Raw genomic sequence first — 19,954 nt, forward strand, 5'->3', positions numbered from 1 at the left:
ACCCGCTATGCTGTCCCCTTGTATCAGGAGGACAGCTTGACCACGCATCCCAACCGCCTTGCCGAATTCATCGCCGGCGCGCGCGACACGATCCCCATGATGATCGGCGCCGCGCCCTTCGGCGTGATCTTCGGCACGCTCGTCACCTCGGGCCCGCTTTCGCTCTGGCACGGCCAGTTCATGTCGCTCGCCGTGTTCGCAGGCTCCGCGCAGTTCATCGCGCTCGGGCTGATCGCCTCGCACGCGAGCTTCGCGGTGATTCTCGCCACCACGTTCATCGTGAACCTGCGGCACGTGCTCTACAGCGCGACGCTCGCGCCTTATGTCTCGCACCTGCCGCTGCGCTGGCGTCTCGTGCTCGGCGGCCTGCTCACCGACGAAGTCTTCGCTGTCGCGTGGACGCATTTCCGCCGCCATCCGCCCGGCGACGACGTTTCGCCGTGGCATTTCCTCGGTTCGGGGCTCTCGATGTACCTGAACTGGCAGCTCTGGACCGCGGCCGGCCTGCTGTTCGGCGCGGCGTTCCCGGGGCTGCAGTCGCTCGGCCTCGACTTCGCCATGGTCGCGACCTTCATCGCCATCGTCGTGCCGCAGCTCGTTGCCTTGCGCTACCTCGCCGCCGCCGCGACTGCGGGCGCGCTCGCCTTTTTCTGGCAGGGCTGGCCGTACAAGCTCGGGCTGCTCGGCGCCGTGCTCGCGGGCGTGGTCGTGGGTGTCGTGCTCTCGCGCCCGGGTTCCTCGCGCGGCGCACGCGCCGCCAGCGAGTCCCCCCGCAAGTCCCCCAACGTCCAGCGCACCGCAGGAGCCGGGCAATGAACTACGTCGTCCTGATTCTCGGCATGGCCCTCATCACCCTGGTCATTCGCACCGCGGTGTTCGTGCTCGGCGACCGGCTCGTGTTCCCACCGCTCGTGCGCACCGCGCTCGGCTTCGTGCCCGTCACCGTGCTCACGGCGATCATCGTGCCGATGGCGGTGTCGCCCCACGGACAGGGCGCCGAGCTGACCTGGCGCAACCCGCAGCTCGTCGGCGCGCTCGCGGCGATCGTCGTCAGCGCGCTCACGAAGCGCCCGCTCCTCACCATCGCGGTCGGGCTCGGCGTGTTCTTCCTCTGGCAAGGCGTCGTCCTGCGCTAGAGCCGCCTCTCGCCCCTTACGCTCAAGTTTCACCCCGGAGCGCCGTTAAACCCGACAAGGCCTGCTTTGGCAGGCCGCTGCTCGAACGGCGAGAGCACGCGAGAAGCGATAAGGATTACACCGGGGCAACCACAATGGGGCATATCACCCTCAACCTGAAGGACGAAACGCTTGCGTCGCTGCGCAAGGATTTCGACGCGTTCCTGCGCGTCTCGCTCAAACTCGACCCGCAGTTCGCCACGCCGGAATTCGAGGATTACCTGCGCGCGAAGCTGCTCGACAACATGACGCCGCTCACGGAGCACGCCGTGCAGCGGCTCCTGCAAGGCGGCCAGTACGCGTGGGCCAAGCGCACGCTCGACAAGGAATTCCCCGAGGTCGTCTCGATCCTGATGCGTCAGGCCGGCGAATTCGGTTTCGGCTTCGCGTCGCGGCCCGAGTGGACGCCCGACGAACTCTCGAAGCAGTGCCGCGACTGGGCGGCGGCCATCGTGAGCGAAGCCCAGGGCGACGACACGCTGGTCGATCCGCTGGCCGCGCAGATCAAGTCGGGCGTGCAGGATATCCAGGCGCTCGAAGAGTCGATGCAGACGCCCGCGTGGCGCCTCACCGAGTCGCTGCGTCAGCGTGTGTACGAAGCGAAGATCGGCTGTGAACAGGCTAGCGGCAGCGCGGCGCGCGAGCGTCTGGGCGAACTGCGCGGGCTGCTGAGGCTCGGCGTCACGCACGGCGTCTTCCAGAAGCAGGAAGCGCAACAGATCATGGAGTATCTGCGCCTGCTCAAGCCCGAGATTTTCGTCGAGGAACCCGACGACGTGTTCACGCGCCTTGCCGCGTGGATGCGCAACTTCTTCATGCCCCCCCAGCGCAGCACCGCGCGCGAGCAACGGCGCTAAGCAATGGCGCGCCGCCTGAAAACGGCGCGCGCCCCTAATCCCACATCTTCCTGAGCTTCGCGGCGATCACGACCTTCGCCTGCGCGGCAGCGGCGAGTCCCGCCGCGCTCGGCACGCTCGCCACGGGCGCGGGCGGCCACGCGCACGATTCGAACAGCGGCAGCATGGGCGTAGCGATGAAGCGCGTGCGCGAGGCCCACACGTGCCGGTCGCCCGACGCCACCTGATTGTGCACATAGAAGCGCTGTGGCACGACGATGTGCAGATCCTCCTTCGCGCGCGTCATCGCGACATAAAGCAGCCGCCGCTCCTCCTCCAGCTCCTCGTCGCTGCCCGCGCCGAGATCGGAAGGAATGCAGCCGTCCACGCCGTTGAGCACGAACACGTTGCGCCACTCCTGACCTTTCGCCGAATGGATCGTCGAGAGGATCAGATAGTCCTCGTCGAGCAGCGGATCGGCGGATTCGGCGCTCGTCGCGTCCGGCGGATCGAGCGTGAGTTCGGTGAGAAAACGCTCGCGCGAGGCGTAGGTGCTCGCAATGCTCTCCATCTGCAGCAAGTCGGCGAGACGCACCTGGGCGTCTTCGTGATTGCGCTCGAGATGCGGCTCGTACCAGCGCCGCACGCGCTCGAATTCGGCGGGCCACGGCGTCGAGCGCATCGAGAGGCTGTCGATGAGCGACGCAAACGCGGGCCAGTCCTCGGCCGCGCGCGGCGGCGGCGCGAAAGCCGCGAGCGCCTCGGCGGCGCGATACGCGCCCGTGCACGCGGCCACCTGGTCGAGCAGGCGCGCGGCGTTGACGGGCCCGACGCCCGGCAGCAATTGCGTCACGCGAAACCCCGCCACACGGTCGAGCGGATTCTCGGCCCAGCGCAGCACCGCCAGCACGTCTTTCACGTGCGCGGCGTCGAGAAAACGCAGTCCGCCGAACTTCACGAACGGGATATTGCGCCGCGCCAGTTCGATTTCGAGCGTCGCGCTGTGGTGCGCCGCGCGAAACAGCACGGCCTGCTGTTTGAGTGTCATGCCCGCTTCACGCGCCTCGAGAACCTGCTCGACGACGTAGCGAGCCTGGGTTGCCTCGTCGGCCACGGTGACGAGGCGCGGGCGCTGCTGCGAGGGGCGCTCGGTCCACAGGTTCTTGGTGAAGCGCTCGGCGGCGGCGTCGATCACGGCGTTCGAGGCGGCGAGGATCGGCGCCGTCGAACGGTAGTTGCGCTCGAGCGTCACCTGACGCGCGGGCGGGTCGAACTGCGCCGGGAAGTCGAGAATGTTGCGCACGGTCGCGCCGCGAAACGAATAGATTGCCTGGGCGTCGTCGCCGACCACGGTGAGGCCGCGGCCATTGGGCTTGAGCGCGAGCAGGATCGAGGCCTGCAGGCGGTTGGTGTCCTGGTATTCGTCGACGAGGATATGGTCGAAGCGGCCCGCGAGATCGGCGGCAATGGTCGGCTCCGCGGCCATGTGCGCCCAGTAGAGCAGCAGGTCGTCGTAGTCGAGGACGTTCTGCTTCTGCTTGGCGTCCACGTACGACGCGAACAGCACGCGGAGTTGCGGCTCCCATTCGAGGCACCATGAGAACGAACGGTTGAGCACATTGGCGAGCGAATCGCCCGTGTTGACCGCGCGCGAATAGATCGCAAGGCAAGTCGATTTCGAGGGGAAGCGCTTTTCCTTCGCCGAGAAACCCAGTTCGTGGCGCACCAGATTCATGAGATCCGCGGAATCCTCGCGGTCGTTGATCGTGAACGCCGGCGACAGGCCGATGTGATCCGCGTACTCGCGCAACAAGCGCGCGCCCACGCCGTGAAAGGTCCCCGCCCAGGTGAGCCCCTGCGCAAGCACGGCGGCCGCGCCGGGGGCGCTGGCGGCGATGCGCGCCACGCGCCGCGTCATTTCCTGCGCGGCGCGCCGCGAGAACGTGAGCAGCAGAATGCGGTGCGGGTCGGCGCCGCCCGCGATCAGATGCGCGACGCGATGAGCGAGTGTATTCGTCTTGCCCGACCCGGCGCCCGCGATCACGAGCAGCGGGCCCGGCAGCGCCGAACCCGGCGCATAGCCCGCCTCGCCGCCGTGCTCGACGGCCTCGCGCTGCGCATCGTTGAGTTTCGCGAGCCACGCGGTAACGGCATTGGCCGCTTCGGCGCGCGCCTGGCTGGCATCGGAGGCGGAGGAATCGGCAACGGAAACGGTGGACACGGCGGGCGCTGGGACGATGAACGTGGCGAATCGGGAAGGAGCGACGCATACTGTATATCCATACACCCCGCATCCGCAAGCGCCTGATTCCATGGCGATCTGGCGGGATTTAACGACAACGCCGCGGCGCGTTTTGCCGCCATCATCGCCAAGGAGCCACCAAACGAAGCGGCGGCGCCCGTTGCCGGACGCCGCCGCTTACAAGCCCTGGTAAAGGCCCGCGCCCCGGACGGCGCGGGCGCCATCGGCATCAGCCGCTCGTTACTGTGACTGGCCGCCCTGCTGCTGGGCCGACATGCCGTTCATCTGATCCTTCATTTCCGAGTCGTTGGCCTGACGATCGGCCTTGTGGTTGATCTTCGCGTCCTTCACCTGCGCCTTGTACTGCGACTTCGCCTGCTTCTTCGCGTCGCTGTACTCGGCGTTCGCGGACTTCTTCGCGCTGCGGTAATCGGCATTCGCCGCCGCGTTCGCGTCGCGCTTTTGCACCAGCGGGTCGGCGGACTGCGGTGCGGTCAGGGCCTGCGGCGCAGGCGCGGGTTGCGCGATGCCTGCGGCCGCCGGCGCCTGGCTCGGCGCATGGCCGGTCATCTGGCCCGGGGCGGCACCCGGCACCATGGCCGGTGCGCCGGAAGGCGCCATCGTTGGGGCTTCGCCGGCCTGTGTCGCGCCCTGGGTCGCGTTTTGGGCATACGCGCCCTGCGCGAATACGGCGGCAGCGGTCACGGTGGCAAAAGCGGCGGTAGCAGTGAGCAGCTTGGCGATCTGGGTCATGGCGTATCCTCTTTGCAGTGGTTCCGAAGGCGCGATTGCGGTGGGCAAGCCCGCCGCAATCGCGCCCCCGCTCGATGGAGCCGCGCAGGAAAAACCTGGGCGGCGCTGTCGATCCGGGTGAAACCATTTTGGTATGAAGATCGCCTTGGGGTCCCGCGACGTTACTCAACGTTTCATTTACTGACGAATTCATAACATCTGGCCCCTGGATGTCCCGAATGCGGTGACCGACACTGCCGCGAACCCGCCATCGCTTATGATGCTCACCCTTCGCGCGCTTGCCGCACGCCTTTCGAATTTGAATCTGCCATGCCCAACCTCGATTTCACGCTAACCGGCGACTACGTCGAACTGCACAACCTCCTGAAGATCACCGGACTCGCCGACAGCGGCGGCTCGGCCAAGCAGATCGTCGCCTCCGGCGCGGTGAAGGTGGACGGCGAAGTCGAGCTGCGCAAGACGTGCAAGATCCGCGCGGGCCAGGCCGTGCTGCTCGGCGATACGCGCATTGCCATCAAGGCGAGCGAGTGAACCCCGCCGGAATTTGCCAGCAGGCGCCAAGCCATGCACCAGATTTGAGCATCTGGATCGACAAGGTTGCTGTCTCGCAATAAGCTTTCAGTTTTGACAGACGAACCCTGCCACGCGGCGCGCTTATCTCGCGCCGCTTGTTTTTCATGACTCGAACCACGCTTTCCCGCCGCGCCGTTTCCGCGCCGCCCACACTGCGCCGCCATGCCGCCGATACCGCCCGCCTGGCCGGGCCGCTCGCGATCGCCCAACTCTCGCAGATGGCGATGAGCGTGACCGACACGGTGCTGCTCGGCTCGCTCGGCGCCGACGCCCTCGCCGCGGGCGGCCTCGGCGCCAACATGTTCTTCGTGGTGGTGACCGTGCTGCAAGGCGTACTCACCTCGGTGAGCGTGAGCGTCGCGCAGGCGCGCGGCGCCGACAACGAAAGCCACGTGCCGCACATCTACTGGACCGGTTTCGCACTGTCCCTGCTGCTCTCGGTGCCGGCGTTCGCGTTGCTCTCGTTCGCCGAGCCGATCCTGCGCGCCCTCGGGGAGCCGACGCTGCTCGCGCATCACATCGGCGAATACACGGCCGTGCTGCGCTGGGGCGCGCCCGCCAGCCTCATCGGCGTGGGGCTCATGCGCTCGTTCCTGCCCGCCATCGGCGCGGCGCGGCGCCTGCTGTGGGTGTCGATTGCCTGCGTATTTATCAACGGCTTTCTCAACTACGGGCTGATCCACGGCGCGTGGGGCCTGCCGCGCCTCGGCTTTCTCGGCTCGGCGGTGGCGACGACCATCACCGTGTGGCTCACCGCGTTCGTGCTGATGGCGCTGCTGCACCTGCGGCCTTCGCACCAGCGTTTCGTCGTCGCGCGCCGGCCGACGGCACCGCTGATGGGCGAACTCTTCACGATCGGCTGGCCGGTTGCGATCACCTATGCGGTCGAGGCGACGCTCTTTCTCGCCACCGGCCTGCTCGCGGGCCTGCTCGGCGAGACGCCGCTCGCGGCGCACCAGATCGCCCTGAACGTGGCGTCCGTCACGTTCATGGTGCCGCTCGCGATCGGTCAGGCCGCCAATGTACGCGTGGGCTACTGGTCCGGTGCGGGCGTACCGCGCGCGGCGCGCCATGCAGGCTTCGTCGCGCTCGGACTCGGCGTCGGCTTCATGTCGCTCTCGGCGCTCGTGATGGTGCTGGCACCGCAGTGGATCGTCGGGCTCTACCTGCATCTCGACGACCCGGCCAACGCGCACACGGTCTCGCTGGCCGCCACGCTGCTCGGCGTCGCGGCCATCTTCCAGATCGTCGACGGCGCGCAGACCGTGGGTTCGGGCTGCCTGCGCGGTCTGAAGGACACGCGCGTGCCGATGCTCGCGGCCACCCTCGGCTACTGGGGCATCGGCTTTCCGCTCGGCTACGCGCTCGCGTTTCGCTTCGGCCTCGGTGCGCTCGGGCTCTGGTGGGGGCTGGCGGCCGGGCTCACCACTGTCGCCGTGCTGATGACGTGGCGCTTTCACCGGATGAGCCTGCGCTCGCAGGCTCACGCCACGGCGAGCCGCGCGGGCTGAAGCGTTTACTTAACCGGTCGGGCCGCACCGGCTCGACCGGTTAAAATACGCGCCTGGCGCCGCAAGCGGCGTCCGTCCCACGAGGGCAAGAACAGTGCGCTGCATGGGGCGGGACCAAGCGCTAAAGCGCCACGTTCCGCCGAGCTTTGCATGGGACTGGAGTCAGTGCTGAAGCACTAACTCCGGCCGGCAGCTAAAGCGGCAACTCCAGTCGAGCTTTGCATGGGACTGGAGTAAGGCGCTAAAGCGCCAACTCCAGTCGACACAGGAGACAGCCGCGCCCCGCGAGCGCCGCCGGCCACCCCGGCACCGCTTGCCGTGCGCCGACGCATAACGAACCCACTCACGGACCACCCCTTCATGCTTGCCCCGATTACCCGACTCTTCCCGCTCTGGGCCGTCCTCGTTTCCTTGCTGGCCTACTTCGATCCGGGCCTCGTCGCGCCGATCGCGCCGCACGTCACGACGCTCCTGATGATCATCATGCTGGCGATGGGCGTCACGCTCTCGTTCGCCGACTTCCAGCGCGTCTTCACGCGGCCCGCGCCGGTCGCGGCGGGCATCTTCCTGCACTACCTCGTCATGCCGCTCGCCGCCTGGGCGATCGCCAAAGTGCTGCACATGCCGCCCGATCTCACTGCGGGCATGGTGCTCGTGGGCAGCGTGGCGAGCGGCACGGCATCCAATGTGATGATCTATCTCGCGCGCGGCGACGTCGCGCTTTCGGTGACGATCAGCGCGCTCTCGACCCTGGTCGGCGTATTTGCGACGCCACTGCTGACGCGGCTTTACGTCGACGCCTCGATCGCCGTCGACGTGCACGGGATGCTCATGAGCATCCTGCAGATCGTCGGCCTGCCGATCGCCATCGGCCTCGTCGTGAACCGTCTCGCGGGCTCGCTCGTGCGCCGCGTCGAACCGGTGCTGCCGCTCGTCTCCATGGTGTCGATCCTCGCGATCATCGCCGCCGTGGTGGGCGGCACGCACGCAAGCATCGCCACGGTCGGCCCGCTCGTTGCGCTCGGGGTGGTGCTGCATAACGGCATCGGCCTGCTCGGCGGCTACTGGGGCGGCCGCCTGCTCGGCTTCGACGAGTCGGTGTGCCGCACGCTGGCCATCGAAGTGGGCATGCAGAACTCGGGCCTCGCCGCGACGCTCGGCAAGCTCTACTTCTCGCCGCTCGCCGCCCTGCCGGGCGCGCTCTTCTCGGTGTGGCACAACCTCTCGGGCTCGGTGCTCGCCGGCTACTGGGCAGGCAAGCCGGCGCGCGGCAGCACGCGCGCTGCGCAAGGCGCTATGAACGCGTCGCCCGAGCGCGGTTGATCAACGCGGTGGCGGGGCACAAGCCCCGAGGACGTTTCCGGCCGCGCTGAAACGTCGGTGGCATGCGGCCCGGAAATTGCAAACGCAGCGTGTCCGCGACCGCATGCCAGGCGGGCCGCTTCCCGTAGAATCTTCGTGAAGCCGTGCAATGAAAACGAACCATCATGCGGCGCGCCGCCATGGAGAATCCGTTTGCCCGCGCATCCCGCCCGATCCGAAGCCGTTACGCAGCGCATGACCGCGCCTTACGCCTCGTTGCAAGCCTTCTTCGCGCTCGTTTGCCTCGCGCTGGTCGCCGGTTGCGCTACGCGGCCGCCCGCCACCGACTACCCGCGCGAGACGAGCGCGGCGCTACCGGCCCAGCAGGCCAGCGCCACGCCGCTTGGCGCCGCGCTCGCCACGCCCGTCGCCGCTCACCCGGATGAATCGGGCTTCCGCCTGCTCGCTACCGGCACCGACTCGCTGCAGATGCGCGTCGCGCTCGCACGCGCGGCGACGAAAACGCTCGACATGCAGTACTACATCGCCAACGAGGACACTACCGGCAAGCTGCTGCTCGGCTCGGCGCTCTATGCGGCCGATCGCGGCGTACGCGTGCGCATGCTGGTCGACGACCTGAATTTTCACGACATCGACCGCCTGATGGCCGCGCTCAACAGCCATCCGAACATCCAGATCCGCGTGTTCAATCCGTACGGCAGCACGAGCGAATCGATGTACCTGCGTACGCGCAACTTCTTCACGAACGTCGACCAGTTCACGCGCCGCATGCACAACAAGGCGATGATTGTCGACAACGAAATGGCGATCGTCGGCGGCCGCAATCTCGGCGACGAGTATTTCAACGCAAGCCCGACGATCGACTTCCGCGACCTCGACGTGCTGACGGCGGGCCCTGTCGCGCAAAGCGTCTCGGCAAGCTTCGACGAGTACTGGAATAGCTCGATCTCCTACCCCTTGCGCGTGCTCAATCATCAGAAGTTCGACGCACACGATCTGGACACCGCACGCGACGACCTGCGCCGCCACTGGCGCGAGAGCGCCGAACCCTACAATGCGAAGCCGCTCAACGCCACGCCGCTCGCGCAGCAGATCACGGGCAACACGCTCGGACTCGTCTGGGCGAAATGGGCGTTCGTGGCCGACTCGCCCGGCAAGATCGCGGGCGCCGAGAAAGGCGAGCTGGGCGACGCCATGCGCGCGCTGCTCGATCGCATCCATCAGGCGCACAGCAGCGTGCTGGTGTTCTCGCCGTACTTCGTGCCGCACGACACGGGCGTGCAGACCATCCGCGCGCTCACCGCGCACGGCGTGCGCGTGGCGATCCTCACCAATTCGCTCGCCGCCACCGACGCCGTGGCGGTGCAGGCCGGCTACAGCCCCTACCGCGTGCCGCTACTCGAGGCCGGCGTCGAGCTCTACGAGTTCAAACCGCAGCAAGGCGAGCACGCGGACGAGCGGCGCTTCGGCGTGGTCGGGTCGCGCTCGCGCGCGAGCCTGCACGCCAAGGCCTACGTGATCGACGAAAGCACGCTCGTGATCGGCTCGCTCAATCTCGATCCTCGCTCGGCGCGCCTGAACACCGAGCTTGCGCTCACCGTCGAGAGTCCGACGATCGCGCATGAAGTCGCCGACCTGTTCACGCGTGCGACCTCGCCGCAGGTGAGCTACCACGTGACGCTCGCGACGCCCGCGCAGCTGGCGCTGCTCAAAGGCACGACGGTCAACTCGCCGCTCGTCTGGACCGACGAGGAAAACGGCATGATCCGCACCTACAACCTCGACCCTGGTGCGGGTTTCTACAGAAATGTCCTAACCGGGCTATTCTTGCTGTTGCCGGTCGATAGCCAGCTGTGAAGCGGCTTTGAGCGCACGCCGCTATCGGGCGCGCAAAACGTAGAGCGCTTGACTTACGTCGTACCGTCCGCCGTCGAGCCAGCCGCGAAGCCGCTTGCGTCACATTTGTCGCGCGAGACGCGCAGCGCCGCCGCAGCCCAGCCACCACGCGGATCCGAACCCGTCACGAAGGCGGCGCCCTCCTCCGTCGCGCAAGCGACGCGAGCACAAGGCGCCGCCTCAATCACCGGAGTATCAAATGACCGCAAGCAACGAAAACGTCCGCATGGAGCGCGACACGTTCGGCGAAATCGCCGTGCCCGCCCAGCAGCTTTGGGGCGCGCAGACGCAACGATCGCTGCAGAACTTCCGCATCTCCACCGAAAAGCAGTCGCCGGAACTCATCACCGCGCTCTCGACAATCAAGCGTGCCGCAGCCGAAGTGAATCTTTCTCTAGGCGTGCTCGACGAGACCAAAGCGCACGCGATCATGCAGGCCGCCGACGAAATCATCGCGGGCAAGCATCCGGGCGAATTCCCGCTCGCGGTCTGGCAAACGGGCTCCGGCACGCAAACCAACATGAACCTCAACGAGGTGATCGCGAACCGCGCGAGCGAGATTCTGGGCGGCGAGCGCGGCGAGGCGCGCAAGGTGCATCCAAACGACGACGTCAACCGCGGCCAGTCGTCCAACGACGTGTTCCCGACCGCGATGCACGTGGCCGCCGCCTACGGCATCGTCAAGCATCTGCTGCCGGCGCTCAAGACGTTGCGCGATACGCTCGACACGAAGGCCAGGGCCTTTGCCGACATTGTGAAGATCGGCCGCACGCACCTGCAGGACGCCACGCCGCTTACGCTCGGCCAGGAGTTCTCGGGCTACGTCGCGCAGCTCGATCACGGCATCAAGCACGTGGAATCGTCATTGCCGCATCTCTACGAGCTCGCGCAGGGCGGCACGGCCGTCGGCACCGGCCTGAACGCGCATCCGCAGTTCGCGCACAAGGTGGCGGAAAGCATTGCGAAGCTCACGGGCATCCCCTTCGTCACGGCGCCCAACAAGTTCGAAGTGATGGCCGCCGCCGACGCGCTCGTGTTCGCGCACGGCGCGCTCAAGACCGTGGCGGCGAGCCTCATGAAGATCGCCAACGACATTCGCTGGCTCGCGAGCGGTCCGCGCTGCGGCCTGGGCGAATTGTCGATTCCTGAGAACGAGCCGGGCAGCTCGATCATGCCGGGCAAGGTGAACCCTACGCAGTCCGAAGCCGTGACGATGCTCTGCTGCCAGGTGTTCGGCAACGACGTCGCCGTGAACATGGGCGGCGCGAGCGGCAACTTCGAGCTGAACGTGTTCCGCCCGATGATCGCGCACAACGTGCTGCAGTCCATCCGCATGCTCGCCGACGGCGCGCTCAGCTTCAACGATCATTGCGCGGTGGGGATCGAACCGAATCGCTCGCGCATCGACACGCTGCTCAACGAATCGCTCATGCTCGTGACGGCGCTCAATCCGCACATCGGCTACGACAAGGCCGCGCAGATCGCCAAGAAGGCGCACAAGGAAGGCACCACGCTCAAGGCCGCCGCGCTCGCGCTGGGACACGTGACCGAGCAGCAATTCGACGAGTGGGTGAAGCCTGGCGAGATGGTGGGCAACGCGAAGAAATAAGCGTTATTTGCAGGGCTGAAATGCAAAACGGGCGGCGTGGTTCAGTTCACCTTCGCCGCCCGCTTTTTCATGCTGCCGCAACAGCGTGCCTGCGTATCAAACCTGCTCAAATTTGGCCCTTCGCCACTTCCTCGGGCTTGAGTTCGACGATCGCGTCGAGCGCTTCCTTCACGTCGAGCGCGTACTTCGCGAGGCGCTTCTGCTCGTCCGTTTCCGGCACGTAGGTCGGCACGGGAATCGGGTTGCCGTTTTCGTCGACGGCCACGAACACGACCAGGCAGTCCGTGGTGAGGCGCAGCTGGCCGCTCTTCGGGTCGCCGGCGTGCACGGTGATGTGAATATGCATCGACGTGCGGCCCGTGGCAACCACGCGCGCGCGCAGCTCGACCATGTTGCCGACGAGAATCGGCCGGCGAAAACGGATATTGCCCACGCTCACCGTCACGCAATAGCGGCCGGACCAGACCGCGGCGCACGCATAGGCCGTCTCGTCGATCCACTTCATCAGCGCACCGCCGTGCACTTTGCCGCCGAAGTTCACCGAAGTCGGCTCGGCGAGGAACCGGAACGTCGTTTCCGAACGGTCCAGCGGCTGGGTAGGCGTCTTCATCTCGGCTTGGCTCATGGCGAAAAGCCGCGTACTGCGGCTCGTATGGTGGGGTAAGGAGGCGTCGATTATACGAGCGCAATAAGACAGACGGTCGCAGCCGCTTGCGAAACGCCATCTGCGGCGTTTTTAGCTCGCCGCGAACCGCGCCCGGTAATCGAGCGGCAGCACGCCGTAGGACCTCTCGAACGCGCGCCGCAGATTCTGCTCGGTACCGAAACCGCAGTCGGCCGCAATGCGCTTGAGCGGCCGGCGCGACTGCACGAGCGCGTGCGCGGCGGCCTCCACGCGCATCGCCGCGACCGTGCGCGCCGGGGTGCGCCCCACCGCATCGACATAGCGGCGCGCGAACGTGCGCGGGCTCATGCGCGCTTCTTCGGCCAGGCGCTCGACGCTCAGCTCGCCGTGCAGGTTGGCGGCCATCCAGCCGTGCAGCGCGTCGAACTCCGCACCCGCGCTGGCCTGAGCCGCGAGCGCCTCGCTGAACTGCGACTGGCCGCCGGGCCGCTTCATGAACACGACGAGGCGGCGCGCCGCCTGCATCGCGACCGCATGGCCGCAGTCCTCCTCGATCAGCGCGAGCGCGAGATCGATACCCGCCGTGACACCCGCCGACGTCCACACCACGCGGCCGTCGCGCTCGTCGCGGATAAAAATCGGCTCGGGATCGACTTCGACGTGGGGAAAGCGCCGCCCGAGCTGGGCGGCGTTGCGCCAGTGCGTGGCGGCGCGGCGGCCGTCGAGCAGGCCTGCCGCGGCGAGATAGAACGCGCCCGTGCAGACCGACGCGACGCGGCGCGCGTGCGGCGCGGCCGCCGCGATCCAGGCGACGAGTTCGGGTTGCAGTGCGCTGGTGTCGTCCGCAGTGTCGTAGACAGGGACGCCGGGCACGATCAGCGTGTCGATCGTGGCGGGGTCGAGCGTGTCGAGCCGCTCAGTGACGATGGGCATGCCCGCGAAGGTGGGCAGCACGCCGCCAGCGACCGAGGCGAGCGTCGTGCGGTAGGCGCAGGGCCCGGTGCCGCTGGTGCCGTTCGCGGCGCGCATCGCCAGCTCGGCACGCCAGAACGCCTCGACGGGGCCACAGGCGTCGAGCAGCACGAGCTCGGGCGCGACGGCGAACACGACATGGCGTGCGGCGGCATGGGACGGCGGGTGAGACGGCATGGCGGCGAACTCGATGCTGACGATGTCTGCGCATCATCGCACGCGCGCGTTTGGCAGTCAGGTCAAAGTGACATCAAATACTGCCAGATGACGGCTGGCCGCTCACTTGTGGAATGTGACGCCCTCGTCGATCGTGCCGTACATCGTGATGCCGCTCGCGCCGCTCGACGACGGCGCGGAGCCGCCGGCACAGGCGGTGCACAACGCGGCGAGCGCGGCGGCGGCAACAAGAGCCAGGAAGCGTTTCATAAAAGGAGAAGCCATTTGCGTGAATAAACGATTTTAGCGCGGGGCTCCTGCGCGCCGCCGTACGCACCGCCGCAGCCAATGCTTTGGCCCCATCGCGGAGCATCGAATGGCTGCAATCGACACTTCACCGCAGACTGAAACGTCGAATGCGTAATTTCGCTAGAGTAACGGTATGGGCGACGTCAGCCGCCATCGCAAGCCATGAAGGAGCCACCATGAACCTCCCCGCGACCGACGAATCGAGCCACTTCCCGGGCCTCGCACGCGTTGCCGCACTGCTCGCCGATCCCGGCCGCGCCGCCATGCTCTGGGCCCTGATGGACGGCAGCGCGCGGCCCGCGGGCGAGCTCACGATGATCGCGGGTCTGTCGCCGTCGGCGGCGAGCGGCCACCTCGCGCGCCTGACCGACGGCGGGCTCCTCGCGCTCGACGTGCGCGGCCGCCACCGCTACTACCGGATCGCCACGCCCGAGATCGCCGCGGCGATCGAGGCGCTCATGAACGTCGCACAGGTGTCCAACGTCGTCACCTCGCAGCGCCCGGCGCCGCGCCCCGCGCGCACGGTGCCGCTCGAGATGCGCCATGCACGCACCTGCTACGACCACATGGCCGGCGAGGTGGCCGTACAGGTGTTCGAGCGCCTCGTGGACGGCGGCCTGCTGGTGCGCGACGGCGACACGCTCGAAGCCACGCCCGAGGGCGCGACGCGTCTCGCGGCCTGGGGCGTGGACGTGGCGGCACTGCGCGCGCGGCGGCGGCGCTTCGCCTGCACCTGCCTCGACTGGAGCGAGCGCAGGCCGCACCTGGGCGGCGCACTCGGTGCGGCGCTGCTCGATTCGTGGACGCACGACGGCTGGATCGAGCGCACGAGCCGCCCGCGCGTGTTGCGCATCACGCCCAAGGGTCAGCGCGAGTTCGACGCGCTCGCCGGCGCCTGAAACACTGGGTGCGCGCGCCTGATTGGCTGACAAATACCCGACAAGATCGCCGATTTCACGTGCAAAAATGCGCGTTTCGCCCGCGGTCACACGTTCTGTTACATCTGGTGCATAAGCCTTAACAAATCCGTGAGCATGGAAACAAGCCCGCCGGATACAGTGCCCTGCATGGGACGGCGCTAAACGCTACGGCATGAAAGCGCCAAATCCCATCGACAGGAGAACAATGATGACGACGCGCACACCTACGATCACCGAGTTTCGCCGCACCTCGCGCCGCACGCTGTTTGCGCTGGCCGCGCTCGCGGCGCTGAACCTCGCCGCCGCACCCGCGGTCTTCGCGCAGGCGGCGCCGCCTGAAGGCGCGACCGCCCCCGCCGCCACGGGCGGCGATCCGCCGAGCCGCGTCGCGCGTCTGGACTACATGGCCGGCGCCGTGACCACCGAGCCGGCCGGCGCGAGCGACTGGTCGTACGCGCAGCTCAACCGCCCGCTCACGACCGGCGACCAGCTCTGGAACGACGCCAATGGACGCTCGGAACTGCACATCGGCTCGACGGCGGTGCGCCTCGGCGCGCAAACGAGCCTCGACGTCCTCAATCTCGACGATCAAACCGCGCAGATCAAGGTCGCGCAAGGCACGCTCTCGACGCGTGTGCGCGAAGTGCCGCCCGGCAGCTCGTATGAAATCGACACGCCGAACCTCGCACTCGGCGTGACGAGCCCCGGCGACTATCGCGTGGATGTGGCGCCCGACGGCAGCAGCACGACCGTCACCGTGCGCAGCGGGAGCGTGACCGTGTACGGCGAAAACGGTCAGACGCCGATGACGGCCGGCCAGCAGATCCGCTTTGCCGGCACCGACCTGCAGCAGGTGGCGAGCGACCAGGCGCCGCCGCCGGATGCCTTCGACCAGTGGGCGCTCGCGCGCGACGCCGCCGAGGAGCGCTCGGTCTCGGCGCGCTATGTCTCGCGCGACGTCCCGGGCTACCAGGACCTCGACAACAACGGCACGTGGCGCAACGATCCGCAGTACGGCGAAGTCTGGACGCCGAGCTCGGTGCCCACCGGCTGGGCGCCGTATCACGACGGCCACTGGGTGTGGCAGGCGCCGTGGGGCTGGACGTGGGTCGATGACGCGCCCTGGGGCTTCGCGCCGTACCACTACGGGCGCTGGGCTTACGTCGACGATTCGTGGGCGTGGGTACCGGGTCCGATCGTCGAGAGCGCGCCGCCCGTCTATGCGCCGGCGCTGGTCGCGTTCGTGGGCGGCGGCGACGGTGGCACGGACTGGGGCGTCAACCTCGCGGTAGGCGGCGTCGCGGCCGCGGGCGTCGCGTGGTTCGCGCTCGGGCCGGGTGAGCCGTGGCATCCGCACTGGGGCGGCTGGAGCCCGCACTACTACGAGCGCGTGAACCAGACTGTCGTCGTCAACAATTACCGGCGCGACGTCAACATCACGAATATCAACGTTCACAACACCTACGTGAACTATCGCGCGCCGGGTGCGGTGACGGCTGTGCCGGCCACGGCGTTCGTCCATGGTCAGCCGGTCTCGCGGTTCGCGCAACGTGTCGATCCGCAGCAATGGCGCAATGCGCGCATCGACCCGGGCACGCCCGGCATCGCGCCTGTGAAGGGCAGTTTCGGGCCCAACATGCGCCGCGCCGACTACCGGCCGCCCGCGACGCTCAATCAGCGCCAGGTCGTGGCCACGCGCGCGCCGGTCGCCCCGCCCGCGTTCCACGACAACCTCGCGCAGCGCTTCGCCCACGCCGGCGGCACGGTGCCGGGTGCGGGCGCGCCCGTGGTGCGCGTCTCGGCGCCCTCGCATGCGCCCTCCTCGCCGTTTGCTCCGGCGGCTCATGGCGCGTGGCCAGCACAGAACGTGCGCATCGTGCCGCCGCATTCACCGGTCCTCAGCGCGACCGGCAGGCCTGCAGGCCCGCAGTCGCAAGCCGGCCGTCCGGGTACGCCTGGCGGCGCGCCCCAAGCAGGCGCCGCGGCCGCCAATGCCATGCCGCGTGGCCCCGAGCATGGCCAGCCGGGCGTGCCGCCCGCTGCCGCGCAGGAACATGGCGTGCCGCGTCCGCCGCAGTTTGCGGCCCGGCCCGAAGGCGGCGCGCCCGCAGCCGGCCAGCCTGGTCCCGGCGCGATGAACGCGGCGAATGCGGCGCGCGGTGAAGCCCATCAGCCTGCCTGGACGCAGCCGCACGCGCCGATGGCCACGCGTGGCCAGCCGGGCGCGAACGAGGCGGGCAGGCCGGCCGCCGTCGCGATGCAGGAGCCGCGCAACGCGGCGCCTGGCCAGCCGCAGCCGCAGCAACGGATGCCCGAGCCCGCCGCTGCGCAACATGGCCCGCAGATGCCGCCGCAAGCCGAGGCGCGGCCGGCGCAGCAGCCCGCGGCGCGCCCCGAGGTCCATCCGCAGGTGCAAGCTCAACCGCAGCCGCAACCGCGTGCTGAGGCCCGTCCGCAGCCGCAGCCACAGCCCCAACAGCGTGCTGAGGTCCGTCCGCAACCGCAGCCCCAGCCGCGTCCGGAATTCCACCCGCAGCCGCAGCCGCAACCGCAGCAGCGCGCGCAAGCCCGTCCGCAGCCGCAACCACAGCCGCAGCAGCGCGCTGAGGTCCGTCCGCAGCCGCAGCCCCAGCCGCAGCAGCACGCGGAGGCCCGTCCGCAGCCGCAGCCCCAACCGCGTCCGCAGCCACAGCCCGCGCCTCATCCGCAAGAGCGCGCAAGCGGCAACAGCCACGACGATCACCACCACGGCTGATCGCCGCGCCGCCAACGAAAAAGCCCGCGAACGTCGCCGTTCGCGGGCTTTTTTCATGGCGCGGGCATACCAGCGACTAACGTGAACGCAAGCGCCTCACACCGCCATCGGCGCGGTAAGCGGCTCGTGATGCCGGTAGTCGACGAGCGAGAAGTCGGACGGCTCGACCTTTTCGAGCCATTCCGGCTCGTAGGCGCCCGTCTTCGCGTACTCGGGCACGCGCTCGGAGATAGCCAGGCGCGGGCTCGCGTAAGGCTCCCGGCGCAGCTGCTCGTTGAGCATATCGAGCTGGTTCTCGTAAATATGTTTTAGGAACCAAAATCAAAGTACCAAATACCTTTGCTGTCCACGAAGATATAAGGCTTACAGTGGAGGGAAGTTTAAAAATTAAAGGAACCAAATTTCTTGTCCTTTTCATCAATTTTTGCCTAGCATGAATCTGGAGGGAAGAGGACTTCTGAGAGTCGCATGGACTTAGCGGAGAGCTTCAGCAATGGCGAAGAGCAACATCCTCGAAGCGCAGCTGACGATGGCAAAAGGGATGGAATTCGCTGGCGTAGTGGTCCATTCCAAGGGCGAGTACCTCGAACTCACCACACCGCGCGACCGACACCCCATTTACAGCGTGACAGACAGCAGAGGTGCCGTGGTGAGAACCGCGCACGAGTGGCTCCGCAGTCTAACGATGACTGAGGGACTATCGAACACCCTAAGCACCGCAATCCAGTACGGTCACACGGTTACGTATCTAGTTCGGTGGATAGAGCGCAACGGTCCGTTCCCCGACTTGAGTGTTGATGAAAACATCGTCAGGCTGGAGCGCGAACACATTCGCGACTGGCTGCAAGATATGAGGCGAAACGGCGCGCACAGCCATGGGACTCGCCATTCACGAGAGGCTTGTATCCGGAGCTTTTTAGAGTGGTTAACAACTCATGACGCGGGCTTGGTCAGACGACTTGAAGATTCACCTTACGGTCGCGATAACACACTCCGCTATCTCACCGCGTCACCTACGGCTCGAAGCCCAAAGTTCATACCTGCAGAAGTCGTAGTCGAGGTTCTGAGTCGAATGTACAACGAGTGCGAACGCTGCATGTTTCATGTGCAATTTGACACTGGCCTGCGCATTTCTGAGGTAGTGAACCTTGCACAAGGGGACATACCCGACGCCTCAATGTACAACTCTAGCTTCGAATTCATTCCATTGTGTGCCAGACGAGTCAAAGGAAGAGGCGGCCAAAGGCCCGAAAAGGCCACCTTAATCTCACGCGCAGCTCTAAATCGAGTGAAGCGTTATCACAACAGTCTTGAATACAAGCTTGCACCCGATTGGGATATCGACGACCCCGACAAGCCAGCTTTTCTGACTGCGAATCAGCTCAAGTGGAGTCCTCGCAACGCCTCCAAACAGTTCAAAAACGCAGTCAATCGAGCAAACGTAAGTAAGCATATGTCGCCTCATTGGTTGCGCCATGGTACGGCTTTCTCCGTTCTTCGCTCCGATATCGGGAAAACGTATGAGGACAGAATCCTGATTGTTCAGCAAATGCTGGGGCACGCACATCTGACGACGACGGAGATTTACACTCAGATATCTCCAGCGATGCTGCAACGGCTAACGAAGGAAGGCGAAAAACAGGACAGACTGAAGGAGGCAGAGTTCATCAGAAGTCACACCTTCCTCGGGCCACTTCAGCATAAAGAGAAACGGGGCCATCATGCGTGAGCAACCGGTAAGACTAAGTAAGCCTACCCAGCCAACCTTGGCTTCCCCAAACGAGCAAATCAGGTGGATGTTTTACCAGCTTGAAGCGGAATATGAACCGAAAAGTGCAGCTCGGATACGGTGGGCTGCGAATAGGTATCTGCAGTTTGTAACGGAAACAAACGCCTTTTATCCTGAACTCATGCGCGACAAGCGGTTTTTCCTCAGTAAATACTGGGAAGCCGATGCGCTGATTAGGTTCTGCAAATGGCTCCCCTCACAGAAACTCACAAGCAAGACACGCTACAGCCTGTATAAGTCAGTACGCCAAGTCATGGACATGGCCTACGCTCTTCGCATTATCGACTCGGTGGTCTACCATGCGCCGATGTTCACTGGCGTATCCGAGACCAATCAGCGTTCGGCATACCGAGCAGATGAACACGAGATAATTAACGCAGCCATCGCTCGCTGGGTCGGCCTAGCTAACAGTGTACTCAACGGTTACACGCCGACAGGTCTCGGCATTGCGTATCGTCCCAAGCGATTTGAACTCAACCTCATAGTCGACGGCGCTGAATACACTGTATC

The 19,954-nt window shown here is 66.5% G+C and carries 17 protein-coding genes and 1 pseudogene; 12 read left to right on the forward strand and 6 right to left on the reverse strand.

Annotated elements, in window-relative coordinates:
* Nucleotides 1–96 precede the first annotated feature (96 nt).
* The 3 genes from M3I56_RS16895 (at nucleotide 97) to M3I56_RS16905 (ending at nucleotide 2,032) form a co-directional block, all read left to right on the forward strand.
* On the forward strand, nucleotides 97–816 hold the full coding sequence (locus M3I56_RS16895) for an AzlC family ABC transporter permease (protein ID WP_254354975.1): 720 nt from the start codon (nucleotides 97–99) through the stop codon (nucleotides 814–816).
* A complete protein-coding gene (locus M3I56_RS16900) occupies nucleotides 813–1,136 on the forward strand; it encodes an AzlD domain-containing protein (protein ID WP_158758285.1) in 324 nt (107 codons plus the stop codon). Before M3I56_RS16895 ends, M3I56_RS16900 begins: the two co-directional genes overlap by 4 nt.
* 134 nt (nucleotides 1,137–1,270) lie before the next feature.
* The gene (locus M3I56_RS16905; RefSeq protein WP_254354957.1) at nucleotides 1,271–2,032 is read left to right on the forward strand and encodes a DUF4088 family protein; all 762 of its coding nucleotides are present in this window, start codon (nucleotides 1,271–1,273) and stop codon (nucleotides 2,030–2,032) included.
* A gap of 34 nt (nucleotides 2,033–2,066) precedes the next feature.
* Here M3I56_RS16905 and M3I56_RS16910 read toward each other — a convergent pair whose 3' ends face one another.
* Complete coding sequence (locus tag M3I56_RS16910) at nucleotides 2,067–4,325, reverse strand: ATP-dependent helicase (RefSeq protein WP_254354958.1); 2,259 nt, start codon at nucleotides 4,323–4,325, stop codon at nucleotides 2,067–2,069.
* A 168-nt stretch (nucleotides 4,326–4,493) separates the two neighbouring features.
* Nucleotides 4,494–5,006 (reverse strand): hypothetical protein, encoded by a 513-nt coding sequence (locus tag M3I56_RS16915; protein ID WP_254354959.1) that lies wholly within the window; start codon nucleotides 5,004–5,006, stop codon nucleotides 4,494–4,496.
* Between the two features lie 309 nt (nucleotides 5,007–5,315).
* Between M3I56_RS16915 and M3I56_RS16920 the strand changes: the two genes are divergently transcribed.
* The 5 genes from M3I56_RS16920 (at nucleotide 5,316) to fumC (ending at nucleotide 11,918) form a co-directional block, all read left to right on the forward strand.
* Nucleotides 5,316–5,537 (forward strand): RNA-binding S4 domain-containing protein, encoded by a 222-nt coding sequence (locus M3I56_RS16920; protein WP_028206712.1) that lies wholly within the window; start codon nucleotides 5,316–5,318, stop codon nucleotides 5,535–5,537.
* A gap of 146 nt (nucleotides 5,538–5,683) precedes the next feature.
* Nucleotides 5,684–7,090 (forward strand): MATE family efflux transporter, encoded by a 1,407-nt coding sequence (locus M3I56_RS16925; protein ID WP_254354960.1) that lies wholly within the window; start codon nucleotides 5,684–5,686, stop codon nucleotides 7,088–7,090.
* Nucleotides 7,091–7,450: 360 nt separating this feature from the next.
* A complete protein-coding gene (locus M3I56_RS16930; protein WP_254354961.1) occupies nucleotides 7,451–8,413 on the forward strand; it encodes a bile acid:sodium symporter family protein in 963 nt (320 codons plus the stop codon).
* A gap of 234 nt (nucleotides 8,414–8,647) precedes the next feature.
* Nucleotides 8,648–10,270, forward strand: a complete 1,623-nt coding sequence (locus M3I56_RS16935) for a phospholipase D family protein (RefSeq protein WP_254354976.1) — start codon at nucleotides 8,648–8,650, stop codon at nucleotides 10,268–10,270.
* A gap of 238 nt (nucleotides 10,271–10,508) precedes the next feature.
* On the forward strand, nucleotides 10,509–11,918 hold the full coding sequence (fumC, locus tag M3I56_RS16940; RefSeq protein WP_254354962.1) for a class II fumarate hydratase: 1,410 nt from the start codon (nucleotides 10,509–10,511) through the stop codon (nucleotides 11,916–11,918).
* A 106-nt stretch (nucleotides 11,919–12,024) separates the two neighbouring features.
* On the opposite strand, the gene M3I56_RS16945 is transcribed toward fumC, so the two are convergent.
* The 3 genes from M3I56_RS16945 to M3I56_RS16955 all read right to left on the reverse strand — a co-directional run bounded on the left by M3I56_RS16945 (nucleotide 12,025) and on the right by M3I56_RS16955 (nucleotide 13,941).
* On the reverse strand, nucleotides 12,025–12,528 hold the full coding sequence (locus tag M3I56_RS16945) for an acyl-CoA thioesterase (protein WP_254354977.1): 504 nt from the start codon (nucleotides 12,526–12,528) through the stop codon (nucleotides 12,025–12,027).
* Nucleotides 12,529–12,654: 126 nt separating this feature from the next.
* A complete protein-coding gene (locus M3I56_RS16950; protein ID WP_254354963.1) occupies nucleotides 12,655–13,692 on the reverse strand; it encodes a GlxA family transcriptional regulator in 1,038 nt (345 codons plus the stop codon).
* 102 nt (nucleotides 13,693–13,794) lie between these two features.
* The gene (locus M3I56_RS16955; protein WP_254354964.1) at nucleotides 13,795–13,941 is read right to left on the reverse strand and encodes a hypothetical protein; all 147 of its coding nucleotides are present in this window, start codon (nucleotides 13,939–13,941) and stop codon (nucleotides 13,795–13,797) included.
* Nucleotides 13,942–14,156: 215 nt separating this feature from the next.
* Here M3I56_RS16955 and M3I56_RS16960 point away from each other — a divergent pair, with 215 nt between their 5' ends.
* Nucleotides 14,157–14,879 (forward strand): helix-turn-helix transcriptional regulator, encoded by a 723-nt coding sequence (locus M3I56_RS16960; protein WP_254354965.1) that lies wholly within the window; start codon nucleotides 14,157–14,159, stop codon nucleotides 14,877–14,879.
* A gap of 229 nt (nucleotides 14,880–15,108) precedes the next feature.
* Nucleotides 15,109–17,655 carry a DUF6600 domain-containing protein gene (locus M3I56_RS16965; protein WP_375541740.1) on the forward strand — a complete coding sequence of 849 codons (2,547 nt, stop codon included), beginning with the start codon at nucleotides 15,109–15,111 and terminating at the stop codon, nucleotides 17,653–17,655.
* A gap of 96 nt (nucleotides 17,656–17,751) precedes the next feature.
* On the opposite strand, the pseudogene M3I56_RS16970 reads toward M3I56_RS16965, so the two are convergent.
* Nucleotides 17,752–17,961 (reverse strand): annotated as a pseudogene (locus tag M3I56_RS16970) (thymidylate synthase); the annotation flags it as partial.
* A 187-nt stretch (nucleotides 17,962–18,148) separates the two neighbouring features.
* Here M3I56_RS16970 and M3I56_RS16975 point away from each other — a divergent pair.
* Nucleotides 18,149–19,384 carry a tyrosine-type recombinase/integrase gene (locus M3I56_RS16975; RefSeq protein WP_254354967.1) on the forward strand — a complete coding sequence of 412 codons (1,236 nt, stop codon included), beginning with the start codon at nucleotides 18,149–18,151 and terminating at the stop codon, nucleotides 19,382–19,384.
* A gap of 67 nt (nucleotides 19,385–19,451) precedes the next feature.
* Nucleotides 19,452–19,954: hypothetical protein (locus M3I56_RS16980; protein WP_254354968.1), on the forward strand; the 503-nt coding region annotated here is incomplete at its 3' end.

The sequence above is a fragment of the Paraburkholderia sp. CNPSo 3281 genome (assembly GCF_024206515.1).
GTDB lineage: Bacteria > Pseudomonadota > Gammaproteobacteria > Burkholderiales > Burkholderiaceae > Paraburkholderia > Paraburkholderia nodosa.

What these genes read in the sequence shown, in the direction of transcription:
- M3I56_RS16895 (WP_254354975.1), top strand. Translation starts at nt 97, where the DNA reads ATGATGATCGGCGCCGCGCCCTTCGGCGTGATCTTCGGCACGCTCGTC.
- M3I56_RS16900 (WP_158758285.1), top strand. Translation starts at nt 813, where the DNA reads ATGAACTACGTCGTCCTGATTCTCGGCATGGCCCTCATCACCCTGGTC.
- M3I56_RS16905 (WP_254354957.1), top strand. Translation starts at nt 1,271, where the DNA reads ATGGGGCATATCACCCTCAACCTGAAGGACGAAACGCTTGCGTCGCTG.
- M3I56_RS16910 (WP_254354958.1), bottom strand. Translation starts at nt 4,325, where the DNA reads ATGGAATCAGGCGCTTGCGGATGCGGGGTGTATGGATATACAGTATGC.
- M3I56_RS16915 (WP_254354959.1), bottom strand. Translation starts at nt 5,006, where the DNA reads ATGACCCAGATCGCCAAGCTGCTCACTGCTACCGCCGCTTTTGCCACC.
- M3I56_RS16920 (WP_028206712.1), top strand. Translation starts at nt 5,316, where the DNA reads ATGCCCAACCTCGATTTCACGCTAACCGGCGACTACGTCGAACTGCAC.
- M3I56_RS16925 (WP_254354960.1), top strand. Translation starts at nt 5,684, where the DNA reads ATGACTCGAACCACGCTTTCCCGCCGCGCCGTTTCCGCGCCGCCCACA.
- M3I56_RS16930 (WP_254354961.1), top strand. Translation starts at nt 7,451, where the DNA reads ATGCTTGCCCCGATTACCCGACTCTTCCCGCTCTGGGCCGTCCTCGTT.
- M3I56_RS16935 (WP_254354976.1), top strand. Translation starts at nt 8,648, where the DNA reads ATGACCGCGCCTTACGCCTCGTTGCAAGCCTTCTTCGCGCTCGTTTGC.
- fumC (WP_254354962.1), top strand. Translation starts at nt 10,509, where the DNA reads ATGACCGCAAGCAACGAAAACGTCCGCATGGAGCGCGACACGTTCGGC.
- M3I56_RS16945 (WP_254354977.1), bottom strand. Translation starts at nt 12,528, where the DNA reads ATGAAGACGCCTACCCAGCCGCTGGACCGTTCGGAAACGACGTTCCGG.
- M3I56_RS16950 (WP_254354963.1), bottom strand. Translation starts at nt 13,692, where the DNA reads ATGCCGTCTCACCCGCCGTCCCATGCCGCCGCACGCCATGTCGTGTTC.
- M3I56_RS16955 (WP_254354964.1), bottom strand. Translation starts at nt 13,941, where the DNA reads ATGAAACGCTTCCTGGCTCTTGTTGCCGCCGCCGCGCTCGCCGCGTTG.
- M3I56_RS16960 (WP_254354965.1), top strand. Translation starts at nt 14,157, where the DNA reads ATGAACCTCCCCGCGACCGACGAATCGAGCCACTTCCCGGGCCTCGCA.
- M3I56_RS16965 (WP_375541740.1), top strand. Translation starts at nt 15,109, where the DNA reads ATGACGACGCGCACACCTACGATCACCGAGTTTCGCCGCACCTCGCGC.
- M3I56_RS16975 (WP_254354967.1), top strand. Translation starts at nt 18,149, where the DNA reads ATGGCGAAGAGCAACATCCTCGAAGCGCAGCTGACGATGGCAAAAGGG.